The sequence below is a fragment of the Singulisphaera rosea genome, assembly GCF_054877945.1.
The window spans coordinates 250,353-276,492 of record NZ_JBTYIP020000006.1; the positions used below are offsets into that span (position 1 = coordinate 250,353).

Consider the following 26,140-nt stretch of genomic DNA (forward strand, 5'->3'; position numbering starts at 1 on the left):
TATTTATGCGTAGGCTTGGCAATCTGTAGGGCTTGCACCCTCCCTCGGTCCCTGAATGACTTGTTGCTAATTATGTATGGTTTTATGTAGTGGCCGTGTAGCCTCGGCAAGATCCGAGACTTCCCTGGAGGACTCATCCATCGCCCTCGGCCATGAGGATGGCGAGCGAACGGGTGGCGCCCAGGTTCTCGCAGACGATCTTCAGCATCGCCGTCAGCGGGATGGCGATCAGCATCCCGGTCACACCCCAGCATAGGCCCCAGAACGCCAGGGAAAGCATGGTGACGACCGGGCTCAAGTCGACCGCCTTCCCCGTCAGGGACGGCTCGACGAAATTATTGGTCACCACCTGGATCACGACGAGCAGGATCACCACCGCGCACGGTCGCCAGGCGGGTTCGAGCTCCAGGAAGGCCAGCGCCACCGGCAGCACGAATGCGACCAAACCTCCGACGTAGGGGATGAAATTCCCGAAGAAGGTCAACACCCCCCACATCACAGGATAAGGGACTCCGAAAGCCCAGAGGACGAGGGACGAGGGAATCCCCGTCGCCAGGCTCGTCAAGGTCTTGGCCTTGAGGTAGCTCGTCGTCGACGCGTTGACCCGCTCGATGATCGAGAGGATCCACTGTGCATGCTCCGGCTGGAAGCCCGCGCGGATTCGGCGGGGGAACCGCTTTAGCTCCAACAGGAGAAAGACCAGGTAAACGCCCACGACGAACGCTTCGGCGATGAAGCCCGATCCGCTCGAAACCAGGAGTCGCATGGACGAGTGGATCGAGTCCCGGAGCCGCGACTCGATATCAACGGTCTCCTGACTTGGCTCGAGCAGCCCCGTGGGCAGGTGGGCCCGTCCGTACGCCCTGACCTCCTCGGCAATCCTCCTCGCCCGATCCAACAAGCGCGGCATGTCGTCGTTCAGTTCGACGAGGTTCCCGTAGGCCATCACGGCGAGCCCCCAGCAGAGGAGGAGCGTCCCCCCGAAGATTACGGCCGCCGAGGCAATCGTCGGGATCCGCGTCCGAAGCCGACAGTGGATGGGGACGATCAAGTAGGCCAGGAAGATCGCCAGGATGAGCGGCCTCAGCAGCGGCCCCAACTCCTTGAGCAAGAACCAGGAGGTCGAGGCGATGACCAGGCAGGCCGCCAAGGTATGCAAGGCGTGGGTGCCATCCCCAGGACGGCCCGGGATCGTGGGAGCGACTTCAGACGGGGAATCGACCTGGGCGGGGAGCATCGGCGACACTCGAAGACCTGGGCTTTGGGGTTTCGGCCGAGATTGATCAACGACCCAACATCGGGCTTGAATCTGCCACGGACGGAAGACGAGATTCTTTTAGCCGCGGATGGAACACGGATAAGACGAAGGAAGAGGACGATCGACAGATAATGTAAATTGGTTTGTTAAATCAGTTGACAATGTTAATATGGTTTTAACAGATTTGTAATACATGTCCACCTGCGCCATTTGCTGACGAATTCTTTGATCCCTTGATTTATCCGTGTTCCATCCGTGGCTAAAAGATCCTTTGTTCGATCTGTTGCGGATCCTAGCTCGATGTTCGGTCATTGAGATTTATGTTCCATCGACCTCGCCCATCTTTCGTCGCCGAGGACGAAAGATGGATCGGGTTAATCGACCGGGACTTGGGTCGGATCTCACGATTGAATTCACGTTTTTTTTTGTCGTCTCATCGGTGGAACCTCTCGGGGAGCAACCGATGTTGAAGTCGATTATCTGTGACGGCCTGGGGGGCCCGATTTCGCCCCCCGGCCACGAGCCCTTCCAACTCCTAGACGTTATCCCCTTCCGTCGACGTGAGGCCGGCGCCGGCCGACCCCTTGAGCCCCCAACGCCAGCCGCTGATCTCGGGCATGTCGTCGCCGAACTTATCGATATATTCTTTGTGTTCGATGAGCTTGTTGCGGATCGCCTGCTTGAAATAGGCGGCGCGCGCGCCGAGTTGCGGGAGGCGATCGATCACGTCTTCCACCAGGTGGAAACGGTCGAGGTCGTTCATGACCACGATATCGAACGGTGTTGTCGTGGTGCCCTCCTCCTTGTAGCCCCGCACGTGGAGATTCTTGTGGTTCGTTCGCCTGTACGTCAACCGGTGGACGAGCCAGGGGTAGCCGTGGAAAGCGAAGACGATCGGCTTATCCTTGGTGAACAACGCGTCGAAATCCGCGTCCGACAGCCCATGCGGATGTTCGGTGGACGGCTGGAGCTTCATCAGGTCGACGACATTGATCACGCGGATTTTCAGCTCCGGGAGGTGGGCCCGCAAGAGCTCGACGGCCGCCAACGTCTCGAGCGTCGGTACGTCGCCGCAGCAGGCCATGACCACGTCCGGCTCGCTCCCTTTGTCGTTGCTCGCCCACTCCCAGATGCCGAGGCCCAGCGTGCAATGCTTCACGGCTTCTTCGATCGTCAGCCACTGGGGGGCGGGCTGTTTGCCCGCGACGATGACGTTGACGTAATTGCGGCTCCGCAGGCAGTGGTCCGTCACCGACAGCAGGCAGTTGGCGTCGGGGGGCAGGTAGACGCGGACGACCTCGGCCTTCTTGTTGACGACATGGTCGATGAAGCCGGGGTCCTGGTGGCTGAAGCCGTTGTGATCCTGCCTCCAGACGTGCGAGCTGAGCAGGTAGTTGAGCGAGGCAACCGGCCGTCGCCAGGGGATCTCATTGCAGACCTTCAACCACTTGGCGTGCTGGTTGAACATCGAGTCGATGATGTGGATGAACGCCTCGTAGCACGAGAAGAACCCATGCCGGCCGGTCAGAAGATATCCTTCGAGCCATCCCTGGCACTGGTGCTCGCTCAAGACCTCCATCACCCGGCCGTCAGGTGAGAGGTGGTCGTCCTCCGGGTAGATCTCGGCCATGTAGCAGCGGTCGGTCACCTCCAGGACGTCCTGCCAGCGGTTCGAATTGTTCTCGTCGGGGCTGAACAGGCGGAAGTTCCGGCTCTCCAGGTTCTGCTTCATGACGTCGCGAAGGAAGGTGCCCATCACCCGGGTCGACTCGGCCGTGGGCTCGCCGGGGCTCGGCACTTCGACCGCATAGTCGCGAAAGTCCGGCAAGCTGAGGTTGCGAAGCAGCAAGCCGCCGTTGGTGTGCGGATTGTCGCTCATCCGTCGATGGCCTCGTGGGGCCATCTCGGCGAGTTCGGGGATCAGCTTGCCCTGGGCATCAAAGAGCTCCTCGGGTCGGTAGCTCTTCATCCAACCTTCGAGGATGCGGATGTGCTCGACCTTGTCCATGTCGCTCATCGGCACCTGGTGGCTCCGCCAGTAGTCCTCGCACTTCTTGCCGTCGATCTCCGGGGGGCAGGTCCAACCTTTGGGAGTCCGAAAAATGATCATCGGCCAATGTGGACGTGTCATGATGCCCTTGTTGCGGGCATCGTCACGAATCTGACGGATCTCTCCCAGGACGACGTCGAGCACCCCGGCGAGTTGCTGATGGACCACCTCCGGATCGTGACCCTCGACGAAGTGCGGCTTGTAGCCCATGCCCTCGAAGTATTTCCGTAATTCGTCCTTCGGGATGCGGGCGAGGAAACAGGGGTTGGCGATCTTGTATCCATTGAGGTGGAGGATCGGCAGGACGGCACCGTCGCGGGCCGGGTTGAGGAATTTGTTGCCGTGCCAACCCGTGGCGAGTGGGCCGGTCTCCGCCTCGCCGTCGCCGACGATGCAGGCGACGATCAATTCCGGATTGTCGAACGCAGCCCCGTAGGCATGGCTCAAGGCGTATCCGAGTTCGCCCCCCTCGTGGATACTTCCCGGCGTCTCCGGGGCGACGTGGCTGGGGATGCCCCCCGGGAAGCTGAACTGCTTGAAGAGCCTCTGCATCCCCTCCTCATCCTGGCGGATCTCGGGATAAACTTCGCTGTAGGTCCCCTCGAGGTAGGCGTGGGCGACGAGGGACGGGCCCCCGTGTCCGGGGCCGATGATGTAGATCATTTCCAAGTCATCTCTCTTGATGACTCGGTTGAGGTGCGTGCAGAGCATGTTCAGGCCAGGAGATGTCCCCCAGTGTCCGAGTAGCCGAGGCTTGATGTGCTCACGCTTCAGGGGCTCTTTCAGGAGTGCATTCTTGAGCAGATAAATCTGGCCGACAGAGAGGTAGTTGGCGGCACGCCAGTAGGCGTCGAGCTTGCGAAGCTCGTCGGCCGTGAGGGGCCATTCCTTACCCTGGAGGTCACTCGAGGATGCGGGGGCCTGGCGAGAGGATTGCGTCGTGTCCATCGATCGACTCCAGAATGAATAACATCGCGACTGACTTGGTCGTCATCAGGATAGCGACGAAAAAAAGTGGCGATACGAATCACGTTTCGCATGCCAGCATGACCTCTTCGTCGGTCCGGACGACTCGAACCCTAGCTGGGCTCGTCTCGGTCGAGATTACCGAGTTCCCGGTCCCGTTCTGCACGCGTTAGCGGCGATATCGTGGCCACCGCAGGCTCGACGTCAGACTTCGGGGAGATTCTCGCCGATGCCGACCGAGAAAACGAGTGAGTTGCCGTCGCCGAGGATTGCCAAGTTGGACCCTCTCTGGGTTCTCTCGCGATTTTAGCGGATACGGGCTCGACGGCAGGTGCGAGGTTTTCGCCCTCCGAGGATTTCGGTCGCCGTTCATCGCCCCATAAGGCTCATCAGCTTTCTCGTTCAAGACCGGGCGTACCACCGCTCGAGCGCGAGGGGCTCCGGCGAACGCGCGACGTAATTCCTCCCTCGCACCGCAGGGCGGTTGGCGCGCATCACGCTCGACGATCGGCACTGGCGTTGGCGTTGCTTTCGTGATTTTTAGGTCTCTCGACCTCGCATCCTCCCCACGCTCGCCACGTCGACCCTTGCCCGCCTCTTCCTTTTCCCGGTTTTGAGCACGCCTCGAATGGCGTTGACAGGATCCGGCGGGAGGATACATTTGGTAAACCAAATTTGAGAAACCAAATCGTGAAGGGCGGCCGATCGGCGGCCTCTTCTTCGGGTTTGGGGAACACCGAAGGAGGTCCGGCATGGCGCGACCGCCCGCGCGTGATCTCACGGAACGAGAGCTGGAAGTGATGCACGTGTTCTGGGCCCTGGAGCGGGAAGCCACGGCGTCGGAGGTCCGCGACCTGCTGGCCGAATCGGGCCTGGATCGGGCCTATACGACCGTGGCCACCCTCGTGAGGATCCTGCACGAGAAGGATTTTCTGGAGCAGGTCAACGACGCGAGGCCGTTTCTCTATCGGGCGTCCCGATCGTTCGACGAAGTCTCTGAACGCTTCGTCGGCGACATGATCCGACGCGTCTTTCGAGGGTCGCGCGAACAGTTGTTCGTGCGTCTGTTCAAACAGAAGTCGTTGACCGACCGGGAGCGGGCGGTCCTCCTCGAGATCCTGAAGGAGCAGGAATCATGAGCGAGCTCGGGCGGGCGTTCGTCTGGTCGTCGGTCCCGGTCACGTTCGTGGCTTTGGCCGCGTTGGGCCTGGAGCGGTTCCTGTCGCGACGGGGGCCCAGGGCAGGGGCCTGGGTCGCCTCGGTCGCATTGGGCCTCGTGATCGTCCTTACGCCGTTGGCCTCTTGCCCGATCCCCGGCCTCACCGGGAAGCATTCGACGTCGAGCGTTTCGGCGCGAGAGTTGGGAACCGTCCCGATTTCGGGACCAGACCGGAGGTCGACTGAGACCCCGATCGGAGTTCCGGGGCGACTCTCGGACGGTGGGCGCGGGGTCGTGTGGTCGTCCGCTTTCGTGGAGTGGCTTCGGGGCCGGGTCGAATGGGGGACGATCCCGTTCCGAACGGAGGATTCGACTTCGTCGAGGGCCTTGGGGATCATCTTGATGGCGGGGATGGGGGCGAGCCTATTCCGCCTGATGATCGGCCTCTGGGGCGTGGGGGACGCCAGGCGTCGGAGCCGGCCGGTCGCGGAGACGGGGCTGCTCGCCCTGGTCGACTCGTTTCGCGAGGCACTCCAGATCAAGAAGACAGTGGAGGTCCGTGAGCTGGCCGGGCTGGCGACCGCGGCGGCGGTGGGTTGGCGTCGGCCGCTGGTCCTCTTGCCGGACGGTTGGCGGGCCTGGGACGACTCTGAGCGTCGCGCGGTGCTCGCACACGAGCTGGCGCACATCGCTCGGCAGGATTACGTCGCGGGGTTTGTGGCGAGGGTCGGCATGGCCGTCCACTTCTATCACCCCCTGGTCCGCTGGCTCGTCGGTCGGCTCCAACTGCAACAGGAGCTGGCCGCCGACGCCCGAGGGGCCGAACTCGCCGGGGGACGTCATCTCTACACCCTCGCCCTTTCGCGACTCGCGTTGCGGGCGGACGGGAGATCGCTCGCGTGGCCGGCCGGGACGTTCCTGCCGGCGAAAGGACACCTGATCAGGAGGATTCACGTGTTGAACTCGAAAGTCTCTGTCAAGGATGGCACGCTCCCCGTCGCGGGGCGTGCGCTGGTGATCGGCCTCCTCGCGGCCGTCGGCCTCGGGGTTACGGCCCTCCGACCACCGACCCCGAGCCGAGCGGCCGAGCCCGCTCCCGCCGAGGCGGGCCTGGCCCTGAAAACTCCCCCTGCGGGCGGTGCGGCTGTCCCCGAGGTGCCTGCATATAACCTCGCTTATATCCCCGAGAAGGCGATGGGCTTCTTCGCGATCCATCCCGCGGCCCTCTTCCAGCGGGCAGGGACGAAGGACCCGCGCGACCAACTCGACGCCCTCCTCGCGAAAGCGTTCCCCGACTGCGGGCTGACGCCGGAGTCGATCGAGCAGATGACTGTGGGAGTCTTCATCACGCCTCGAGACCGGAAGACGGGCAAGCAGGGTCGGTTCATGATGACGGGGATCATGGTCCGCTCGGTCTCCGACGTCGACTGGAAGGCGCGGTTCGATGCTCTCGCCAAGGTTTTCGGCTCGACGGATGCCGGATTCGTCGAATCACGATTCGAAGGGAAAGTGTATTTTCACGCCAAGAAGCTGGTCCAGCTCGGGCCCGACCCTTGCCTGTATTTCCCGGATGCGCGGACCGTCGTGCTTGATGACGAGTCGGGCGTGCGTCGGTACATCCAGCGAGGGGACGGGGACCGTCCCGACTACACCCGTGGTGATGACTGGCGGAAGGCGGAACGGGGATTGTGCGCCGTCGTGCTCAACAACCGCGATCAAGGTTGGCTGCTCGAGGAAGATCCGGAGGAACCGGCGGGACGGGAAGCCGCGGATGTCCTCAAGAATGCGAACCGCTGGATCCTTGCACTCGACGGGACCGACACGATCAAGCTCGAGGCGACCGCCGACTGCGACGCGGACGTGAATGGACGTCGGATCGTCCGGGCGGCCGAAGCCCTCTTGGGCAGGGCCAAGACGGCCCTCGATGGGAAAATCAAGGCCTCTGACGGCAAACCGTCCGATGTCGCGAGGCTGGCCCTGGAGGTCGCGAAGCGCCAGCTTCGGGCGTGTCGGGTTCATCAGGTGGGGACGGCGGTCACCGTAAGGGTCGAGGGGGACGTGTCATTCGCCGATGCGCTCAGGGTCGCCTTCGCGGAGCTCTTCTGAAGGTCGTGGGCGGATCGTCCCGATGTTTCTTCAGCCGTATGGGGAGGGCGTCGGCCCTCCTCATCGTCGTTCGAAGTCCCGTGACTCCTCCCAACGGCGGAGGATAGAAGAGACCGGTCGTTCGAGAGTATGATGATCGATGCGTGACGATGGTCGGCTGTTGATGCCGTTCGTCGGCCCGTGAGTCAGCCGAAGCGAGGCGGGGAGAGATCGCATGTCGACCAAGACTCCGATGGTCGGGCCGGGTATGTACCAGTGGAATAAGGGCGGCTGGATTGGTGCCCAGGTCGGTTGCACGGCCTGGATGCTTGTCGGTGCGGTCCTGGCCTCATTCCAATCGGCCCGAGTTGCGCTCGTCTGGTTCGCGTGCTTCGTGCTGGCGAACGCGGCATCGATCTGGCTCTGGACCAGACGGGATCGGCTTCGGGCCGTCCGGGGAGTGCAGCTCCAGATCCTGGTCTGTGGCGTCTGCGGGCTGCTCGCGCTCGTGGCCTTCGACGTATTCGGGCAAGGGGTCCAGCTCGAGGTGAATTGGACGGACGGGGGGCCGGGCCTTGCCAAGGCGACTGGCATGACCCGTCAAGGCTATCTCTTCTTCCTGATCTTCGTGCCGTTGTTGATCCTGTTCCTGGATTTAATCGACCGAGGTTCGCGGGCCCGGGCGGGTTCCGCCCCTCTCAGCGAGTCGCGCCGGTGAGTCGAGGGCCTCGGTATTCCAACTCGGCGCCCGGGGCGGCCGGCCAGACTTTGTCGGGGGGCGAGTGGCCGGGGGCCTCGGAGGCCCAACGGAAGAGATACGCCAGGCGGTAGACCGCCTTGTCGACCCCGAAGTGCTCGCGGGCCCAGGCTTGGCCCTGTTCTCCCATGTGGGCGGCCAGGTGGGGATAGGCCAGGAGTCGACCGAGGGCCAGCGCGAGGCCGCGGACATCTCCCGGCTCCACGAGCAGCCCGTATTCGCCGTCACGGACGAGGTCGGGGATCCCTCCCAGGCGCGTCGTCACGGTGGGCCGGCCGCAGGCCAGCGACTCGATCAGGGCCCGAGGCAGGCCGTCCATGTCCCCCTCCCGGTCGCTGACGCAGGGCAGGGCCACGATTTGCGACGACGCGATCAGTCCGGCCAGGTCGTCCTCGGGGACGTTGCGGCCCGTGAGCCGGACGTATCCCTCGAGGTGACAGTGGGTGACCAACCGGGCGAGACGCTCGTACTCCGGGCCGGCGCCGGTGATCACGCACTCGAATTCAGTCTCGTCGGCGCGGAGCAGTGCGCAGGCGACGATCAGGTCGTCGAAGCCGTTGCCTTCCACAAGTCGACCGAGGCCCAGGATCCGCGGGGGCGTCTCCTCGGGGTCGGCCTCGATCGAGGAGGAGGCGTCGGCGAGCGGCCCCACGTCGACCCCGCCGTAGACGACGGACAGCCTCGACGGGTCGGCTCCGAGCGAGAGATAGAGCCTTCGGTGGTATTCCGACAGGCAGACGACGAAGCGGGCGCGGCGGAGCTTGGCGACGAGGCCGGCACGGTGTTCGTGCAGGCCCGTCGAATGGCCCGTGAAGCTGAAACCGATCCCTAGCAACTCGGCGGTGTGCATCGCGATCGCTGTCGACGCGTTTGCCGAGTGGGCATGGATGTGGCCGATCCCCCGACACCGCCAGCGGATCGCCAGCAGCACTGCGGGGATCCACTGGGCGAGCCCTTCGAGCCGATCCCCCGGGCTTCCCGGCTGAATGAAGATCGCCTTGCCCAGGGCGACCCAGAAACGGCGACCGAAGAGGATCGGGGCCAGCACGCAGGCGACCAGGGCGCGGGCCATGCCGATCGGTTCGAGCGGCTGGGCCGCATGCCGGAGCGCGTCGACCGCCTCGTCCTTCCCGGTGATCGGCGTCTCGATCCGATCGAGGGAGATCAATTCGAGCGGGACGCCGGCCTTGAGTAGGCCCATCGCCTCGCCGCTGGCCGCCGTCCCCGACATGGCGTCGATGCCGATATATCCGATCCGAGGACCTTGGCCCATGTTCTCATCTCGTTCCGTAAGGGTGAGGCGTCATGGCGTCGAGAACAGCGTCGGAACCTCAGCAAAGGGCCGGATGACCTGTCGGTCCTCCTTCGCCCGAGTTTGACTCGTGGCGGGCTCTCCGAAGGGCGGTTCGCCACTTCGGGGCTTCGCAGGAGGGACGTTGGTCGATCGCGGGTGGCGAGGCTCGGTCCTCAAAGAACGAGGTCCGCAGGCCACTCCGTTTCGGGAGAAACCGGCATACATCCGCCGCTCCGAGAGCGGGTCGACCGGAGTCCGGATCGGACGATACCCCATGCTACTACCAATTATTGTGCCGGAGTCGAATTCGTCGGAATTTCTTACCTCTTTGCCCCGTTCCGAACGCCAACCTCTCTCATTCTGAGAAGACATGGCCTCCGGAGATGAGGCAGGACGATGCGGTCGGAGAGAGGTTGCTGGCGTTCTCCTCACCAAAACCCCGGAATATCCGCGGTTCTCGCGTGATCGCTGCCCGACGCGAGGCCGTTGGCATGGCATCTGCTTTACATGTCGGTCAGCTTACGTCTAACCCACCGCACGATGTGAGTGAGGATCAGTCGATGGTGACAAATCGAAACATTCGCGACGTCAAGCGACCGGGGCGACGCTGCCTCTTCGGTGGTGGTTCGGGGGACGTTTCGCTGGCCGGTCAGTTTGGTCCGGATGCGTGGAAACGCGGGCTCGACCTGGCGTTGGCGGTCTTGGCGTCGGTTGTCACTCCAACCTGCTTGGTCCCTGTCGTTGCCTTGGTGACGGTCGATGGCCGATACGTCACCAGTTCCGGGCGATGGTTCGGGTCGAAGGCGGGGGGGATCCGGATCGAGCCGGCTCGCTTGGCGGCTTGGCGTTCCCAGGGCGGTCGTCGCTGTTGACTCCGCCCCGGAATTTGGACTTCGACAGGATAAGGCTTCAGGACCTGGCCGGTGGGGATTGCGAAGCTCCGCTCGGTCATCGAAACTAAAACCCCCGCCCGGCCGACAGGCACTCGAGCCCTCGAGTTGGCGCCCTTCGCCGGAATCCGGATGTCGGCCCATGCCACAATTGGATGACATCGAGACTCCGCCCCGCGGAGACGTGACGGGACTCTCACCGGGCCGTTTCGGCCACCGGGGACGAGGATGGTCGGCCTCGGACGACCTCCCGGGCCTGATGGCCGCCGTGCTGGACGCCAACCCCGCCCCCATGATGGTGGTGGGACGCGACGGTACGGTCCTCGAGTTCAACCGGGCCTGCGAGTCGTTGAGCGGCTTCCGTCGGGACGAGGTCCGGGGACGTCTCCTCCTCGATCATCCCATGATCCCCGAAGCGGGACGTTCGGAGCTTTCGGCGCTCCTGGACTCGACTACCTGGGCAGACTCGGCTTTCCCGAGGCGTTCCACGGGCGTCTGGTGTTCACGCGACGGTGGTTCGAGGATCCTTTCCTGGACCGACACGCCGGTTGTGTCGGCGGAAGGGGTCGTCGAGGCAATTGTCCGCGCCGGGGTTGAGGAGGGCGAGTCCCGGCCGATCGAGACCGCGGGCTGTCAGCGCGACGAACAACTCCGGATGTTCGCCGACCTGGTCGAAGATAGCAGCGACTTCATCGCGCTGGTGGACCTGGGACTCCGCGTGACGTATCTCAATCCGGCCGGGATCGCCCTGGCCGGCCTGCGCGGGCCCGTCGATGTCGCGTCGACGATGATCGTCGACTACCTGACCGACGAGACCCGATTCCTGGCGAGGACCACGGCGATCCCCACGGCCCTGTCCTCCGGCCACTGGTCCGGCGAGGGTCGGCTCCGTCACGCGCGGACGGGGAGGCCGATCGACGTCAGGATCGACCTTCGTCCGCTCCGAGGCTCGGTGTCGGAGGCCCCTCGCGGCCTGGCCGTCGTGATCCGAGACGTCACCGAGCAGGCGAGGGCCCGGGACGAACTCCGCCGGGCCAAGGACTCGGCCGAGGCCGGACGTCGGGCCAAGAGCGCGTTCCTCGCCAACATGAGCCACGAACTCCTGACCCCGCTCACCGGGATCCTCGGCTCGGCCGCGATGCTCCACGACGCGAGCCTCTCCCCCGAAGCCCGAGAAGATGCGCTCGGGACCATCCACCGCAACGGCGACCATCTCCGACAGGTCATCAACAACATCCTCGACCTGACGAAGCTCGAGACCGACCACTCGGCCCCGGAGTTGGTCCCCGCGTCCCCCGTCTCGCTCCTGGCGGACGTGTTCTCCGAGCTCAACGTCCGGGCTCGCGAGAAGGGGGTCGACCTCGCCGTCTCCTCCGAGGTGCGCTGCCCGCGCGAGATCCGCACGGACCCGGTCCGGCTCCGGAAGATCTTCCACAACCTCGTCTCGAACGCGATCAAATTCACGCCCGAAGGATCAGTGGACGTTGACCTTGGCCTCGAAGGCCGGGACGACCGGCACGCGACCTGGTTCCGGTTCGAGGTCCGGGACCGTGGGATCGGGATGACTCCCGAGCAACTCTCCCAGATTTTCCACCCGTTCTATCAGGCCGACGCCTCGCTCACCCGGCTCCACGGCGGCTCCGGTCTGGGGCTGTCGATCGCCGGGCGATTGGCCGAGAGCCTGGGGGGTGAGATCCTCGTCGAGAGTGCGCCCGGGCTCGGCAGCCTGTTCACCCTCCGCATCCCAGTCGTCCTCCCCTCGTCCGCCAGCCTGCTCGAACCCCCCGGGGGCGGGGTTGCCTTGCTTGGGTCGGATACCGTGGCGGCCGACGAGCCGCACGAGCCGCTCCGAGGGCGGGTCCTCCTCGCCGAGGATAGTCGGGACAACCAGCGGGTCCTGACCTATTACCTCGAGCGACTCGGCCTCTCGATCGAGATTGCCGAAGATGGCCGGGCCGCCGTCGAGCTCGGGACGAGCCGGCCCTACGACCTGATCCTGATGGACATCCAGATGCCCGAGCTCGATGGGTATGGCGCCACGCGCCTCCTCCGAGAGCGGGGATTCGTCGGCCCGATCATCGCCCTGACCGCGCACGTCCTGGCCGGAGACGCGGAGCTGTGCCTCGCCGCCGGTTGCGACGACTACCTCCGCAAGCCGGTCGAGCCGGAACGACTCGCGCGGGCCCTTCGCCGTCACCTCGAGGGCCACTCCTCACGAACAGCGACCCGCCCGATAACTCCGGCCTCTCCCCCGCACGCAACGCCGCCCGCGATCGCCCCGGCCGAGGGGCCGTTGCAAAGCGCAATGGCCGACGACGCCGACTTCATGGAGCTGGTTCGCGACTACGTCGCGACCCTCCCCGATTGCGTCCTCGAGCTCCGCCGGACTCTCGAGGAGGGGAGACTGGTCGATCTCGGCAAGGTCGCCCACACCCTGCGAGGGAGCGGCGGGATGTACGGCTACCCTGAACTGACCGAGGTCGCCGGCCTCATCGAGGACGCTGCAAGGGAAGGGCAAGACGGGTCGCTCATCGACGAGCTGATCGGCGAGATCGCTCGCCTCGTCGACCGGATCGGCCGAGGCCTGGACGGCCCGGACGAGATCAACCCGGATTGATCCCGTACCGCTTGATCTTGCGATAAACGGTCGCCTGGCCGAGTCCCAACGATCGTGCCGCTTCACGGACGTTGCCGCGGCACTGGCGGAGTGCGTCCTCGATCGCCTGCTTCTCCATCTGCTCGATCGGCCGCAAGGCCTCGCCCGGGGTCGCCGTCGGCGATGCGATCCCCTGTGGCATTGAGCCGAATGGGGCCGGGGCCTCGGTGGGCGTGGGCCTGGCCATCGCACCCAGGCCTGTTTCGACGCCGATCCCCGACGCTACCATGATTTCGGGGGGGATCGCATCCAGGCCGATCCTCGGGCCGGTGCCGAAGATCACCAGGCGTTCGACCATGTTCTCCAACTGCCGGACGTTCCCCGGCCATTCGTATCGGGCGAGGGCGTCGAGCGCCTCGGGGGTGAAGCCGTCGAAGTCCTTGCCGTATCGCGAGGAGACGCGGCGGAGGAAGTACTCGGCGAGCTCCGGGACGTCCTCGCGGCGGCCGCGCAGCGGGGTCAAGACGATGGGCACGACGTTGAGCCGGTAATAAAGGTCCTCGCGAAGCTGCCCCTGCCGCACCTGTTCGAGCGGGTCGCGGTTGGTCGCGGCCACGATCCGCACGTCCACGGGGCGAGGCTTGCTCGACCCGACGCGCTGGAATGTCCGCTCCTGGAGGAACCGGAGCAGCTTGGCCTGGAGGCCCACCTCCATCTCGCCGATCTCGTCGAGGAACAGTGTCCCCTTGTCGGCCGCCTCGACCGACCCTTGCTGGGGTTGGTCGGCCCCCGTGAACGCCCCTTTCTCGTGGCCGAAGAGCGTGCTCTCGACCAACTCGCGGGGCAGGGCGGCCATGTTGAGCGCGATGAACGGCCCCCCCTTGCGGTTCGACCTGGCGTGGAGGGCGCGGGCGACGACTTCTTTACCCGTGCCGCTCTCGCCCAGGATCAGGACGGTGGCGTCCGTGGGTGCCACCCCGGCGATCAGTTCGCGGAGCCTGGTGGTCGCCGGCCCTCGGCCGATCAGCAGCGGTCCGGGAGCCGTCTCGCCCGACGCGGTTTGCCCCTGGCCCTGGCCCGGGTTCGCTCCCGAGGCAACTCCGCTGCTATTCCCCGAGGCAGTCTCGCCGGGGCGTCGACGCTCGGCCGATTTCGCGATCGTTTCGCTGACCAGGAATTTGAGCCGGTTCAGGTCCGGGGGTTTGGTCAGGTAGTCCGTCGCGCCCAGCTTCATCGCCGACACGGCACTGTCGATCGTCCCATAAGCGGTCAGCATGATCACGGCGCACCCGGGATCCCTCCGGGTCAGGCCCTGGAGCAGCTCGACCCCGTCGTGCTCGCCGAAGCGGACGTCCAGCAGGAGCAATGCCGGCGGCTCGCGGTCGATCGCCCGGTAGACCTGCTCCTTATTCGCCGCCGACGCGACGCGGCACCCCCAACTCTCGAGGTGGAACTTCAGCGCCTTCACGATGTTCGGATCGTCGTCGGCGATCAGGATGAGGGGCGTCTTGGATGCGGACATCGGCAGGCACGACTCCGCCTATCGGATATTCTTCGCCGGGGACTTGGCGGCCAGATTCCTTATGATGATCGGCCTCGCCTCCCGAAACAAGTCGGGGTCTCCCGAATCGGCCCGACGGCTTTCCGTCTGGGGAGGATGGTCGAGCTTTCCGTAATCCCTCGTATGGAGCGGCCGAAACGGGGTGTCGCCCCGAGGGGGCTGGTCGGGATTTGCATTTGAAATGTCATTGGTTTAATGAAATATCGTGATAAAGTCGTTGTCCCGTCGGGGATTCCCGGATCGCCGGTCGAGAATTCGAGCTCCGCATAGGCGCGGCAGAGCCTCTCCCCTGGATCGTGCGACGAACCACCTTCTGAGGCCTCAGTTGTGGGGCCGCTTTTCCTGCGAGGAATTCCGGTTCGCCGACGGATACTAACGGTCGGCGCCGGGCTTGATTAGACTGGGAAGGCCTGGACCAGGGAGGACAAGCTCATCTCGTAGGGAGTTATCGATCTTCGTTTTGGAGTGTTGGCCATGCCGATGCAGGTCATGACGACCCGTCCGAGCGGGCGCCTGTCGTTGAAAGACCGCCTTTCCCGGCTCACCTTCCTGGAGGCGTGCAAGCTACTCGGGCCCACCGGGAAATCCCTGATCCAGAAGAGCGCCAACCTCTGGGACTTCGACCTCGACGAGGATGTGTATCTCGGCGACGACCTCTTCCGCCTTCGCTTCCCGCCCGCGCAAGACGATCCCAAGAAGAAGCCGATCGTCGTCACGATCACCCTCATGGCCGAGGCCCGCGACCGGCTCCACTGGAATTGCACGCACTGCGACGTGGCCTGCGAGCATGCGGGAGCTGCGTTCTCCCTGATCCTCGAGGACAAGGTCTCGCTGGGCCTGGCGGCGCCGCCCGAGCCTCGCGTGCCCGCGGAGAGCCTGGCCGAGGATGAGCTGGTCGCCCGGGCCCTGGCCGACCGCGCCGAGCGGGCCAAGGGCGAGAAGATGATGGTGAAGGCCCTCGACCCCTCGACCCCCTGGACCGACTACACGGTCACGAACAAGGTCAGCGGCAAGAGCTACCGCGTCTCCCTCCGAGGCCTCGAACCCGGCGACTCCTTCTGCTCCTGCCCCGACTTCCGCACGAACACGCTGGGGACCTGCAAGCACGTCATCAACGTGCTCGGCAAGATCAAGCGACGCTTCAACACGGCCGACCTCAAGAAGCCCTATCGCCGCAAGCACCTGGCGCTCCACCTCCGCTACGACGGCGAAGTCACCCTCCGACTCCTGATGCCCGACGTCGTCGACGAGGCGACCGCGAAGCTCATCGCACCCCTGAAGGACCGCCCGATCGAGGACATGGGCGTGCTCATGAAGCGACTCGCGGCGCTCCAGAAGGCGGGCAAGGATCTCCTGATCTATCCCGACGCCGAAGAGTTCATCCAGCAACGCCTGTTCCAGGCCCGGATGCGAGAGAAGACCGCCGAGATCCGCAGCGACCCCGCCTCGCACCCGCTCCGGAAGACCTTGCTCAGGGTCCCCTTGCTCCCCTACCAACTCGACGGGATCGCGTTCGCCGCCGGGGTCGGGCGCGCGATCCTCGCCGACGACATGGGGCTCGGCAAGACGATCCAGGGGGTCGGTGTCGCCGAGTTCCTCGCCCGAGAGGCCGACATCAGGCGAGTCCTCGTCATCTGCCCCGCCTCGCTGAAGTCGCAGTGGCGGAGCGAGATCCACCGCTTCTGCGACCGGGACGTCCAGCTCGTCGGCGGCGGGATGGCCGAGCGGGGCGAGCAATACGGGGGCGACTGCTTCTTCACCGTCTGCAACTATGAGCAAGTCCTCCGCGACATCCTGGCGATCGAGAAGGCGTCCTGGGACCTGATCATCCTCGACGAAGGCCAGCGCATCAAAAACTGGGAGTCGAAGACCAGCCGGATCGTCAAGAGCCTACGGTCTCGCTTCGCCCTGGTGCTCTCCGGCACCCCGCTCGAGAACCGCCTCGACGACCTTTATTCGGTGGTCGAATTCATCGACGCCCTTCGGCTCGGGCCCGGGTTCCGGTTCTTCAACAAGCATCGGGTCGTGGACGAGAAGGGGAAGCTCCTCGGGTACAAGAACCTCGCCGACCTCCGCGAGACGCTCAAGCCGATCCTGCTCCGCCGGACGCGCGACAGCGTCAAGCTCGAGCTCCCGCCGAGGACCATCGAGTTCGTCCGGATCCCGCCGAGCGACGAACAGCTCGAGCTGCACCGGAACCACATGAGGATCGTCGCCTCGATCACCGCCAAGCACTTCATCACCGAGATGGACCTGCTGCGGCTCCAGAAGGCCCTCCTGATGTGTCGGATGGTGGCTGATAGCACCGTCCTGTTGGACAAGGAGCTGCCGGGGTACTCCACCAAGCTCGCGCGCCTCGACGAGCTCTTCGAGCGATTGTCCGCCGAGGACGGGCGCAAGGTGATCGTCTTCTCCGAGTGGACGACGATGCTCGACCTGATCGAGCCGCTGCTCAAGAAGCGAGGCATGGGGTTCGTCCGGCTCGACGGCAGCGTGCCCCAGAAGCAGAGGGCCGAGCTGGTCCAACGCTTCCAGGCGAACCCGGAATGCATGCTCTTCTTGGCCACGAACGCCGGCTCTACGGGTCTGAACCTCCAGGCCGCGAATACGGTGATCAATGTCGACCTGCCCTGGAACCCGGCCGTCCTCGAGCAGCGGATCGCCCGGGCTCACCGCATGGGCCAGACGCAGCCGGTCCAGGTGTTCGTCCTGGTGACCGAGCAGAGCATCGAGGAGAACCTGCTGGGGACGATCGCCGCCAAGAAGGACCTCGCCCTGGCCGCCCTCGATGCGGAATCCGACGTGGACGAGGTCGCCCTCTCGAGCGGGCTCCAGGAGCTCAAGGCCCGCCTGGAAATCCTCCTCGGCGCCCGCCCCGAGGCACCCGTCGACGAGAGCGTGAAGCGCGAGTCCGAGGAGACCTCCCGAACGCTCTCCGCCGCCCACCGCGAGCGGGTCTCCGCGGCCGGGGGCGAGCTCCTCGGCGCCGCGTTCAAGTTCCTGGGCGAGCTCGTCTCGCAGAAGGACTCCGCCCCACCCCCCGACGCGCTCGTCGCCAACCTCAAGTCCGGGCTCGAGTCGTGCCTCGAGGACGACCCGGACGGAAAGCCGAAGTTGACGGTCACCTTGCCGGACAAGAGCTCGCTGGACGCACTTGCCCAGGCGCTGGCGAAGTTGCTGGCGGTCAGCGGGGCGGGGACTTGAGAGGAAACGAAGAGGTTGTTATCCACGGATGATTTGAGAATTTCAAAAACACGAAGGACCCGACGATGAGAACGATCACGCGCAGGACGGTTCTCGAACGGGGTGCCTTGGGCGTGGCGGGCTTGGCGATCGGGGGTGTGGCGGCGAAGGGGGAGGAACGCCTCGTCACGATTGGGCTGATCGGCACGGGGGGGATGGGGGGGCAGCACCTCAAGCTCCTCTCGGCCAGGCGGGATGTGGAGGTCGCGTACGTTTGCGACGTCGACCGAACGCGGGGGGCCGAGGCGGCCTCGATCGTGGAGAATGGGGCGGGGAAAGGGCCGAAGGTGGTCGGCGACCTCCGGCAGGTCCTCGACGACCCGAAGGTGGAGGCCGTCTGGATCGCGACGCCCGACCACTGGCATGCCCCCGCGGCGATCCTCGCCCTGGACGCGGGGAAGCATGTTTATGTCGAGAAGCCGTGCTGCCATAATGTCCGCGAGGGGCGGCTGATGGCCGAGGCGGTCGCTCGCACGGGCAAGCTCCTCCAGGTCGGCACGCAGAGTCGTAGTACCGAGGTCGTCCGCGACGCCATCTCTCGCGTCCACGGCGGGGAAATCGGCGAGGTCCTGGTCGCCAAGGCCTGGAACAGCCAGCGCCGGGGGACGATCGGCAAGTCGTCGCCGTCGGAACCGCCGCCGCAACTCGACTTCGACCTCTGGCTCGGTCCCGCGCCGGCGGTCGCGTACCGTCCGAACATGCTTCCGGGGGTCTGGCGTTGGTGGCATGACTTCGGCTGCGGGGACATCGGCAACGACGGCGTCCACGACATCGACGTTGCGCGTTGGGGCCTCGGCGTCGAGACCCACCCGAGTCGCGTCGCCTGCCTCGGGGGGAAGTCGTTCTTCGACGACGACCAGCAGTTCCCCGACACCCAATACGCCGTCTTCGAGTACCCTGACGCCGCCGGACCCGGCCGGGCCAAACAACTGATCTTTGAACAGCGGATCTGGTCCCCCTACGTCCAGGAGGGCTATGAGAACGGCGCCGCGTTCTACGGGACGCGGGGGATGCTCGTGATCGGCCATACGGTCGGCTGGACTCTCTACGGCCCCAGGAACGCGAAGCTCGCCGAACGGACCGGCGCGGCCGACCTGGCGGCCCACCACCAGGACTTCCTCGACGCCATCCGAGGCCGCTCGAAGTCTCTCAACGCCGACATCACCGTCGGCCACCATTCCGCGGCCCTGGTCCACCTGGCCAACATCGCGGCCCGAGTCGGTCGAACGCTCCGATTCGACCCCAGGTCCGAGACCTTCCTCGGCGACGACGAAGCCTCCGCCATGCTCACCCGACGCTATCGCGACGGCCACTGGTCCGTGCCCAAGATGGGCTAGGGCTTTTGCGGTTGGCCTGCACAGGGGTTTGGCAAAGTGGGAACACTCCGTTGCCTTATCATTCTGGCGGGGCAAGGGTGCCCCACCCACCCTGGGAACTCTGCAAACCGCCGGTAGGCGGGGCACTCCTGCCCCGCATTCGTGCGCAATCCAACCGGGAATCGCCTAGCACTTTTCTGATTTGTCCTCGTTTGGGTTTGGCCTTGGTCGGGGCGCAAGCCAGTTATCAATAAGACGCCAACACGAACTCCATCGACCGAGGCACGAATTGCCAAGGTTGGTCGTTGCATAATGCCTAGACGTTGGTATCCTACAGAAGTCCTGTCTTGATCGTTCCGATCGCCCGAAATAGCTCCAACGGAGGGATACGTGATGCGGACGTTGGTTTCGATGTCGCGTCCCAGGCCCGCATGGTTAGGGCTCATTGGTATCTCCGCGCTCGTCGGCTCCTCGGCCTGCGTTCTGGCCGCGGAGCCCTCGGCCGTAAAGGCCGGCAAGGCGGATAATCTGGCTACGGGACGGGAGATCTTCAACAGGGAATGGCTCCCGGGCGATGCGAGGGGGCAGAAGGGCGACGGACTCGGTCCGGTGTACAACGACACCTCGTGCGTGGCCTGCCACAACTCGGGGGGTGCAGGCGGCGCCGGGCCGATCAGCAAGAACATCGATATCCTGAGCGCGGCCCGCACGAACGTCGGGAATCAACTCGCACCCATCCCCGTGGCCCCGGCCCCGGGCGGGACGACGGAGACCGGCGACAAGCCGGCGCCTCGTACCTCCGATCCCCTCTTCGATGTCCATGCGGGTTTCCGCGCCTCCCGGACGGTCGTGCTCCACAAGTTCGGGATCGATCCGAACTACCAGGCCTGGCGGCGTTCGGCGCTTGATTCGAAGACTCCACTGGTGGGTGTTCCCCCGGCGTTCATGAGCTCGACCATCGCCCCGGGCGTGGTCCTTGATGCCCTGGCGATCTCCAATCCCGGCACGGCGGTGACCAAGGCGACGATCATGGTGGAAAGCCTGCAGGGTTCGCCTGCCCCGCAACCGGCGGTGGATCGGTTCCAGCAGGCCCGGGCGGAGCTGGTTAGCCCGGTGGGCCCGAGGATTCAGGTCGTCGCCGGAGAATTCGTCGTCTCACGCTCGCAGCGCAACCCGACCTCGCTCTTCGGCATCGGCCTGATCGACAAGATCTCCGAGAAGGCGATCATGGACCTCGCCGCCGAAGAGGCGAAGGCGTCTCCCGCGACCCAGGGCCGCGTCAGCCGGCTCAAGGACGGCCGGGTCGGCCGGCTGGGGTGGAAGGGGCAGACGTCGAACACCGAGGACTTCGTACTAACCGCGTGCGCGATGGAGCTCGGCCTGGAAGTGCCGGGTCACGAGCAGGCCATCAGCCCGCAGGCCCCGAAGTACCGCGCGAGCGGTCTAGACCTGTCCGCCTCCGAGTGCGCCTCGCTCGTCGCGTACGTGCGGAGCATCCCCAGGCCGGTCGAACGCCTGGCCAGGGCCTCTGCTGAGGCCGAGGCGATCGCCGCGGGCAAAGGCCACTTCAAGAGCGTCGGCTGCGCCTCGTGCCATGCCCCGAGCCTCGGGGGCGTTGACGGGGTCTTCAGCGACCTGCTCCTGCACGACATGGGGCCGGAGCTGGCCGACAGCGGGTCGTATGACGGCAGCGACGGCGGCGACGGCGAGGATCCCTTGAACCCCCTCCTCAACGGCGGCCCGGTGGCTCGGGTCGATCCCGCGGCCCGGCCGGCGACGAAGCAAGAATGGCGGACGCCGCCGCTCTGGGGTTTCCGCGACTCCGGCCCGTACCTCCACGACGGCCGCGCCCAGACGCTCGAACAGGCCGTCGCCGGACACGGCGGCCAGGGGACGTCCTCCGCCCAGCAGTTCTTCGGGCTCTCGCCCAAGGAACAACTCCAGGTCGAGATGTTCCTGAAGTCGCTCGTCGCCCCGCAAGCGGGCGAAGCTGAAGCCGACGCCGAGACGGGCTCGGCCGACTGAGGCCCGGTCCGCGTCCGGAAAGAAAACCCACCCGAACCCGGCTTCGCATCCGTCGAAGCCGGGTTCTTGCATGGAGTGCGGGGTGCCTCCTCACCCCGACCGACAAGGGCGGCACCTTGGCTTGCGGGAAGGAGTCATGTCGATGCGACCACCGTGGCAGTTGGCCGAGAAGGGCTCCCTTCGGCGATCTCTTGCGATTCGTGTTGCGGCCCTGGCGCTGGTCCTCGTATCGGGGGCCGGGGGCGCGCAGGCGGGGCAGGGGAGTGGCCACTCGGCCGACGTCTTCGCGGTGGCGTTCTCGCCCGACGGGAAGACCCTGGCCACGGCCGGCGGCGACGGCCTCGTGAAGCTCTGGGAACCCGCGTCCGGCCGCGTTCGGGCCCAACTCGCGGGTCACCGAGAGCGGGTCGTCTGCCTGGCGTTTGCACCCGATGGGAAGACACTCGCGAGCGGCGGTATGGACCGGGCCGTCCGACTCTGGCGGGTCGAGGATGGCGCACTGGTCGCCACGCTGGAGGGGCATGCGGGCGAGGTGGTGACGCTCGCCTTCGCACCGGACGGGAAGACGCTCGCGACGGCCGGGGCGGACACGGCGGTCCGACTCTGGGACGTGGCGACCCGAGCGACCTCGCGGACCTTGCAAGGGCACTCCTCGACCGTCCGCGCGCTCGCCTTCTCGCCGGACGGGAAGTCGCTCGCGACCGCGAACGGGGCCGAGGTGAAGGCCTGGGATCTGGGCACGGGGAAGGAGACGTCGAGCCTGAAGGTCCAGCCGCCGAACGCCTGGTGCCTCGCGTTCGCGCCGGACGGCAAGACGATCGCGGTGGGGGGGACGAGCCAGACGATCCAGATCTGGGAGCCTGCCTCGGGCCGGACCGTCATGACGATGAAGCTCGGGGGCGACGTGCTTGCCCTGGCGTTCTCGCCCGACGGAAAGACCCTGGCGGCTTCGAACTCGACGGCCAGGGCGACAAGGCCCGTCCCGGCCGCCGTCAGCCTCCTCGACCCGACGAACGGGCAACTCCGCAGGCAACTTCGCGGCCACCTCGGCACCATTTGGTCGGTCGCGTTCTCGCCCGACGGGACGAGCCTGGCGTCGGGGGCCGCCGATCGCTCGGCGCGGATCTGGAACGTGGCCGATGGCGCGACCCGGGCCGTCCTCGAAGGGAAGACGGTCGCCGACTCCGAAGCCTCGATCCTGACCCATCTCGAGCCGGTGGAGGCACTCGCTGTCTCGCCCGACGGCACGACCGTGGCCACCGCGGCAGGCCCCGAGGTTTTGATCTGGGACGTGGCAACTCGAGAGCGGACCCGCTCGCTCTCGGGGCATTCGGGCAAGGTCCGGGCCCTGGCGTACTCTCCCGACGGCTCGATCCTCGCTTATGGGGGTGACGACCGCGTCGTCAGGCTCCGGGACGCGAAGACGGATCAGGAGCTCGCGGCGCTTCCGGGGCACGTCGGGGCCGTGACGTGTCTCGCCTTCTCGAGCGACGGCCGGTGGTTGGCCTCGGGCAGCCAGGATGCGAGCGTCGTCGTCTGGGACGTCGCCAAACGCGTGGATGTCGCGTCGCTGGCGAGGCACACGAGCGCCGTCACCTGCGTCGCCTTCACCCCCGACGGCAAGACCTTGGTCTCCGGCTCGGACGACTGGACGATCAAGGTCTGGGACGTCGACACGCGCAAGGTCAAGCGGAGCCTGGAACGGCATCGGCAGTCGGTCGTCGCGCTCGCCGTCTCCCCCGACGGCAAAGCCCTCGCCTCGGGGAGCCGGGACGGGAGCGCTCGGCTCTGGGACCTCGTCGACGGCGCGGAGCGGCCTCCGCTCTCGGGCACTTTCGGGACGGTCCACGCCCTGGCTTTCACGCCCGACGGCCGTTCGCTCATCACCGGCGACGACCACGCGATTCGGCGCTGGGACGCGGGCGAGTTCTTCTTGCAGGCGATGATCCCGCGTGCCCACCTCGCGCCTGTCGTGGCGCTCGGGATCTCGAAGGACGGCAAAGTCCTCGCCTCCGGCGGCCTCGATCGCGAGCTCAGGATCTGGGATCTCCCCCGAGAGCTCGCGCCGATGAAGTTCATGGCCCACGAAGCCCCGGTCAACAAACTCGCCCTCTCGCCCGACGGCAGCACGCTCGCGTCGGCCTCGACGGAAGGGGTGGTCAAGCTCTGGGATTTCGCCAACGGTCGCGAGCGGAGGTCGTTCCAGATCCCACAGTCGCGGCTGACGTGGCTCGCGTTCGCGTCCGATGGTAAGACCCTTGCGACGGTCTTCAACACCGGGGGGGCGGACGCCCAGTCGGACGCGGCGGGAGCCCTCGCGTTGTGGGATCCGGCCACCGGCCAAAGGCTCCCGTTCATGCAAGGGGACGGGAGCCCCCAGTCGGCCGCGGCCTTCTCGCCCGACTCGCGGTTCCTGTTCATCGGGGGCAACTCGCTCTTCGCCTACGATCTCATCAAGCGAGACGTGGACAAACCCCGCTCCGAGAAGGTCCCGCTCAATCAATTCCTGGCGATGGCGGTCTCCCCCGACGGCAAGACCCTTGCGACCGGCGGGCTCAACCGGACGGTCACCTTCTGGGATGCGGCGACGCGCAAACCCCTCAAGACCTTGGGTGGGCACACCCGGAAGGTTTCCCTCGTCGCCTTCTCCCCCGACGGCAAGGTCGTGGCGACCGGGAGCCTCGATAGGACGCTCCGCTTGTGGGACGTCGCCGAGCGTCGCGAGCGAGCCGTCCTGCGCGGGGCCTTGAAGCCCATCTCCGACCTGGCGTTCTCGCCCGACGGGAAGACCCTCGCCTCCGCCTCGGAGGGTGTGCCGATCGTCCGCTTCTGGGACGTCGCCGAGGGTCGGCCACGCGCCTTGCTCGAGTTGCCGAAGGACCTGGCGACGATGGGGAATTCGTTCTCGAGCCTCCTCTTTACCCCCGACGGCAAGTTGCTAGTTACCGGAGGGAGCCTGGGGATCTCGACCTGGGACGTGTCGCCCGGCAGTCCGGTCGTCCGTGAGATTGCCGAATCGGGCAAGGACCAGGCTCGCGCCACGCTCCGAGGGCACGTCGAGTCGGTCAAGCTGGCCCTGTTCACGGCCGACGGGCGGAGCCTCGTCACCCGCTCCGAGGACGGGCTCGTCAAGGTCTGGGACGTGCACAACGGTCGAGAACGCCTTGCGCTGGGAGGTCCCGAGCAAGCACTCCGGTCGTTGTCCCTCACCCCCGACGGCACGACCCTGGCAACCGGCTTGAAGCCCGCGCCCAAGCCTCCTGCACAGGCTCCGGCCCCGGCCCCCGCCCCCGCTCCGGCCGCCGTCGTTGTGCCCGCAGCCCCGGCGCCGAAGGCCGTCCCACCCGTCGGAGAGCCCGCCCCTGCGCCGGAGGCGGCCGTACCCGTCTCCTTGGCCGAGACGAAGGTCTGGGATCTCGCCAAGGGTGAGGAGCGTGCCACGCTCTTGGGCTCATCGGGCGAAGTCGTGACCCTGGCCTACTCGCCCGATGGCAAGACCCTCGCGACGTCCGGGCACGCGGGTCCGATCAAGCTCTGGGAGACGGAAACCTACAAGGAGCGCCCGTTCACATCCGGTCGAAAAGAGAACGTCGACCTCGTCGGATTCACGCCCGACAGCACGACCCTCGTCGCGGCCAACGCCTCGGGACTGGTCTCGCTCTGGGACATGGGGACCGCCAAGGCTCGGGCGACGTTCACCCATCCGGGGCGCATGACCGCGATCCGAGTTTCCCCCGACGGTGCCACGTTCGCGACAGGCGGCGGCTCGGTGGAGTCGAACTCGGTCGCCCCGTTCAAGGAAGGGGGGATCGTCCGACTTTGGGACGTCGCCTCGGCCAAGGAAATCGGGGTGCTTTCCGTCCCGCAGGGGGGCGTGACTCGTCTTGCCTTCTCCCCCGATGGCCAGGTCCTTGCGGCCGCCTCCGCCGGCACCGACCTCATGATTTGGGACCTGACCAGCCGTCGCGTCCGGACCACGCTCCACGACCAGGCAGGCACGGCCCTCGGCCTCGCCTTCTCCCCCGACTCGACGACCCTGGCCACCGGCGACCTCGCGGGCGTCCTGACGCTCTGGGACGCGCGCACCGGCCACGCCTCGGCCACCCTTCGAGGACACGTCGACGCCATCGAGTGGGTGGCTTTCTCCGCCGACGGCAAGATGATCGCCACCGCCAGCCGCGACACGACCGTCAAGGTCTGGGACGTGCCCAAGGTCGCCAACCCTTAAAGCGGCTCATGTAATAATGGTATTTTGCGAAACACGTTGATGGAACGAGGGCGGAGGTGAAACCGGGGCTGTCTCCGCAGCGAAGCGCAGGTACCTGTCCCCGGTTTTGCCGTAGCGGACGGCGACGGCCCGGAAAGTGGGGACAAGCACCCGGCCTCGATGTCGATCCATGAAGCCCCGGGCCTGACTCGTCCGGCGAGCCAGTCCCCGTTCTCCTCCGACGTCCGCAACGCATGCGAGAATCGCTCAAACCCGCGACCATTGCGGCCTCGTTCGGGAAATCCGGTCACATCACGACGGCATCGACGTCTTTTCCCTCCAAATCGAGAATGCGAACCACTTGACAACCGAAATGCGGTGCCTTAACTTTTGTCCTTGTTGAGACTGAATCTCAGTCCCATCAATTCCGGCCCTGCTGACGCTGGTCCCGTTGGCAAGGCGGTAGGCTCGCCCCGAGACCGTCACCCATGTCCTGGACGTCCGGTCCTTCTCGATCGCCCATTCGGCCGCCCGAGGCCTCGACGACGTCGCGGTGTCGTCGACCGCAGAACATGACCTCCCCGTGCGCCGGCATGGCGTCGGTCCGCGCCCCGAAGGGCATTGTCGGCCCGAGGTCAGGACTCCGAGGCCGGAGGCCCCTGGCCTGGGCGTCCGGCACGGTCTCGCGCGACGCCTGAGGGGCGTCGGCGCCCCGGGGACGTCGTCGTGTGAC

13 protein-coding genes are annotated in these 26,140 nt (G+C 66.0%); 9 read left to right on the forward strand and 4 right to left on the reverse strand.

Annotated features, from left to right (window positions below):
* Positions 1–133 precede the first annotated feature (133 nt).
* Both ACYOEI_RS13945 and ACYOEI_RS13950 read right to left on the reverse strand, forming a co-directional pair.
* Positions 134–1,237, reverse strand: a complete 1,104-nt coding sequence (locus ACYOEI_RS13945; RefSeq protein WP_462850109.1) for an AI-2E family transporter — start codon at positions 1,235–1,237, stop codon at positions 134–136.
* A 556-nt stretch (positions 1,238–1,793) separates the two neighbouring features.
* The gene (locus ACYOEI_RS13950) at positions 1,794–4,256 is read right to left on the reverse strand and encodes a phosphoketolase family protein (RefSeq protein ID WP_462850110.1); all 2,463 of its coding nucleotides are present in this window, start codon (positions 4,254–4,256) and stop codon (positions 1,794–1,796) included.
* A gap of 770 nt (positions 4,257–5,026) precedes the next feature.
* Here ACYOEI_RS13950 and ACYOEI_RS13955 point away from each other — a divergent pair.
* The 3 genes from ACYOEI_RS13955 to ACYOEI_RS13965 all read left to right on the forward strand — a co-directional run bounded on the left by ACYOEI_RS13955 (position 5,027) and on the right by ACYOEI_RS13965 (position 8,236).
* Positions 5,027–5,413 (forward strand): BlaI/MecI/CopY family transcriptional regulator, encoded by a 387-nt coding sequence (locus ACYOEI_RS13955; RefSeq protein ID WP_462850111.1) that lies wholly within the window; start codon positions 5,027–5,029, stop codon positions 5,411–5,413.
* A complete protein-coding gene (locus ACYOEI_RS13960; RefSeq protein ID WP_462850112.1) occupies positions 5,410–7,539 on the forward strand; it encodes a M56 family metallopeptidase in 2,130 nt (709 codons plus the stop codon). The genes ACYOEI_RS13955 and ACYOEI_RS13960 overlap by 4 nt, the downstream gene beginning before the upstream one ends.
* Before the next feature lie 214 nt (positions 7,540–7,753).
* Complete coding sequence (locus ACYOEI_RS13965) at positions 7,754–8,236, forward strand: hypothetical protein (RefSeq protein WP_462850113.1); 483 nt, start codon at positions 7,754–7,756, stop codon at positions 8,234–8,236.
* Here ACYOEI_RS13965 and ACYOEI_RS13970 read toward each other — a convergent pair.
* A complete protein-coding gene (locus ACYOEI_RS13970; protein ID WP_462850114.1) occupies positions 8,217–9,548 on the reverse strand; it encodes a glycosyltransferase in 1,332 nt (443 codons plus the stop codon). The genes ACYOEI_RS13965 and ACYOEI_RS13970 overlap by 20 nt on opposite strands.
* Positions 9,549–10,129: 581 nt before the next feature.
* Here ACYOEI_RS13970 and ACYOEI_RS13975 point away from each other — a divergent pair.
* Both ACYOEI_RS13975 and ACYOEI_RS13980 read left to right on the forward strand, forming a co-directional pair.
* Positions 10,130–10,441, forward strand: coding sequence for a hypothetical protein (locus ACYOEI_RS13975; RefSeq protein WP_462850115.1), 312 nt, complete (start codon positions 10,130–10,132; stop codon positions 10,439–10,441).
* Between the two features lie 160 nt (positions 10,442–10,601).
* The gene (locus tag ACYOEI_RS13980; RefSeq protein WP_462850116.1) at positions 10,602–13,076 is read left to right on the forward strand and encodes an ATP-binding protein; all 2,475 of its coding nucleotides are present in this window, start codon (positions 10,602–10,604) and stop codon (positions 13,074–13,076) included.
* On the opposite strand, the gene ACYOEI_RS13985 is transcribed toward ACYOEI_RS13980, so the two are convergent.
* Positions 13,063–14,577 (reverse strand): sigma-54-dependent transcriptional regulator, encoded by a 1,515-nt coding sequence (locus ACYOEI_RS13985; protein WP_462850117.1) that lies wholly within the window; start codon positions 14,575–14,577, stop codon positions 13,063–13,065. The genes ACYOEI_RS13980 and ACYOEI_RS13985 overlap by 14 nt on opposite strands.
* A gap of 513 nt (positions 14,578–15,090) precedes the next feature.
* Here ACYOEI_RS13985 and ACYOEI_RS13990 point away from each other — a divergent pair.
* The 4 genes from ACYOEI_RS13990 to ACYOEI_RS14005 all read left to right on the forward strand — a co-directional run bounded on the left by ACYOEI_RS13990 (position 15,091) and on the right by ACYOEI_RS14005 (position 25,428).
* Positions 15,091–17,820, forward strand: coding sequence for a DEAD/DEAH box helicase (locus ACYOEI_RS13990; RefSeq protein WP_462850118.1), 2,730 nt, complete (start codon positions 15,091–15,093; stop codon positions 17,818–17,820).
* A gap of 65 nt (positions 17,821–17,885) precedes the next feature.
* On the forward strand, positions 17,886–19,196 hold the full coding sequence (locus ACYOEI_RS13995; RefSeq protein WP_462850119.1) for a Gfo/Idh/MocA family protein: 1,311 nt from the start codon (positions 17,886–17,888) through the stop codon (positions 19,194–19,196).
* 372 nt (positions 19,197–19,568) lie between these two features.
* Positions 19,569–21,200 (forward strand): di-heme oxidoredictase family protein, encoded by a 1,632-nt coding sequence (locus ACYOEI_RS14000; RefSeq protein ID WP_462850120.1) that lies wholly within the window; start codon positions 19,569–19,571, stop codon positions 21,198–21,200.
* A 142-nt stretch (positions 21,201–21,342) separates the two neighbouring features.
* Positions 21,343–25,428, forward strand: coding sequence for a WD40 repeat domain-containing protein (locus tag ACYOEI_RS14005; protein ID WP_462850121.1), 4,086 nt, complete (start codon positions 21,343–21,345; stop codon positions 25,426–25,428).
* The last annotated feature ends 712 nt before the right edge of the window (positions 25,429–26,140 follow it).

Excerpts from the sequence above, each read along its gene's own strand:
- ACYOEI_RS13945 (WP_462850109.1), bottom strand. The coding sequence starts at position 1,237 with ATGCTCCCCGCCCAGGTCGATTCCCCGTCTGAAGTCGCTCCCACGATC.
- ACYOEI_RS13950 (WP_462850110.1), bottom strand. The coding sequence starts at position 4,256 with ATGGACACGACGCAATCCTCTCGCCAGGCCCCCGCATCCTCGAGTGAC.
- ACYOEI_RS13955 (WP_462850111.1), top strand. The coding sequence starts at position 5,027 with ATGGCGCGACCGCCCGCGCGTGATCTCACGGAACGAGAGCTGGAAGTG.
- ACYOEI_RS13960 (WP_462850112.1), top strand. The coding sequence starts at position 5,410 with ATGAGCGAGCTCGGGCGGGCGTTCGTCTGGTCGTCGGTCCCGGTCACG.
- ACYOEI_RS13965 (WP_462850113.1), top strand. The coding sequence starts at position 7,754 with ATGTCGACCAAGACTCCGATGGTCGGGCCGGGTATGTACCAGTGGAAT.
- ACYOEI_RS13970 (WP_462850114.1), bottom strand. The coding sequence starts at position 9,548 with ATGGGCCAAGGTCCTCGGATCGGATATATCGGCATCGACGCCATGTCG.
- ACYOEI_RS13975 (WP_462850115.1), top strand. The coding sequence starts at position 10,130 with ATGGTGACAAATCGAAACATTCGCGACGTCAAGCGACCGGGGCGACGC.
- ACYOEI_RS13980 (WP_462850116.1), top strand. The coding sequence starts at position 10,602 with ATGCCACAATTGGATGACATCGAGACTCCGCCCCGCGGAGACGTGACG.
- ACYOEI_RS13985 (WP_462850117.1), bottom strand. The coding sequence starts at position 14,577 with ATGTCCGCATCCAAGACGCCCCTCATCCTGATCGCCGACGACGATCCG.
- ACYOEI_RS13990 (WP_462850118.1), top strand. The coding sequence starts at position 15,091 with ATGCCGATGCAGGTCATGACGACCCGTCCGAGCGGGCGCCTGTCGTTG.
- ACYOEI_RS13995 (WP_462850119.1), top strand. The coding sequence starts at position 17,886 with ATGAGAACGATCACGCGCAGGACGGTTCTCGAACGGGGTGCCTTGGGC.
- ACYOEI_RS14000 (WP_462850120.1), top strand. The coding sequence starts at position 19,569 with ATGCGGACGTTGGTTTCGATGTCGCGTCCCAGGCCCGCATGGTTAGGG.
- ACYOEI_RS14005 (WP_462850121.1), top strand. The coding sequence starts at position 21,343 with ATGCGACCACCGTGGCAGTTGGCCGAGAAGGGCTCCCTTCGGCGATCT.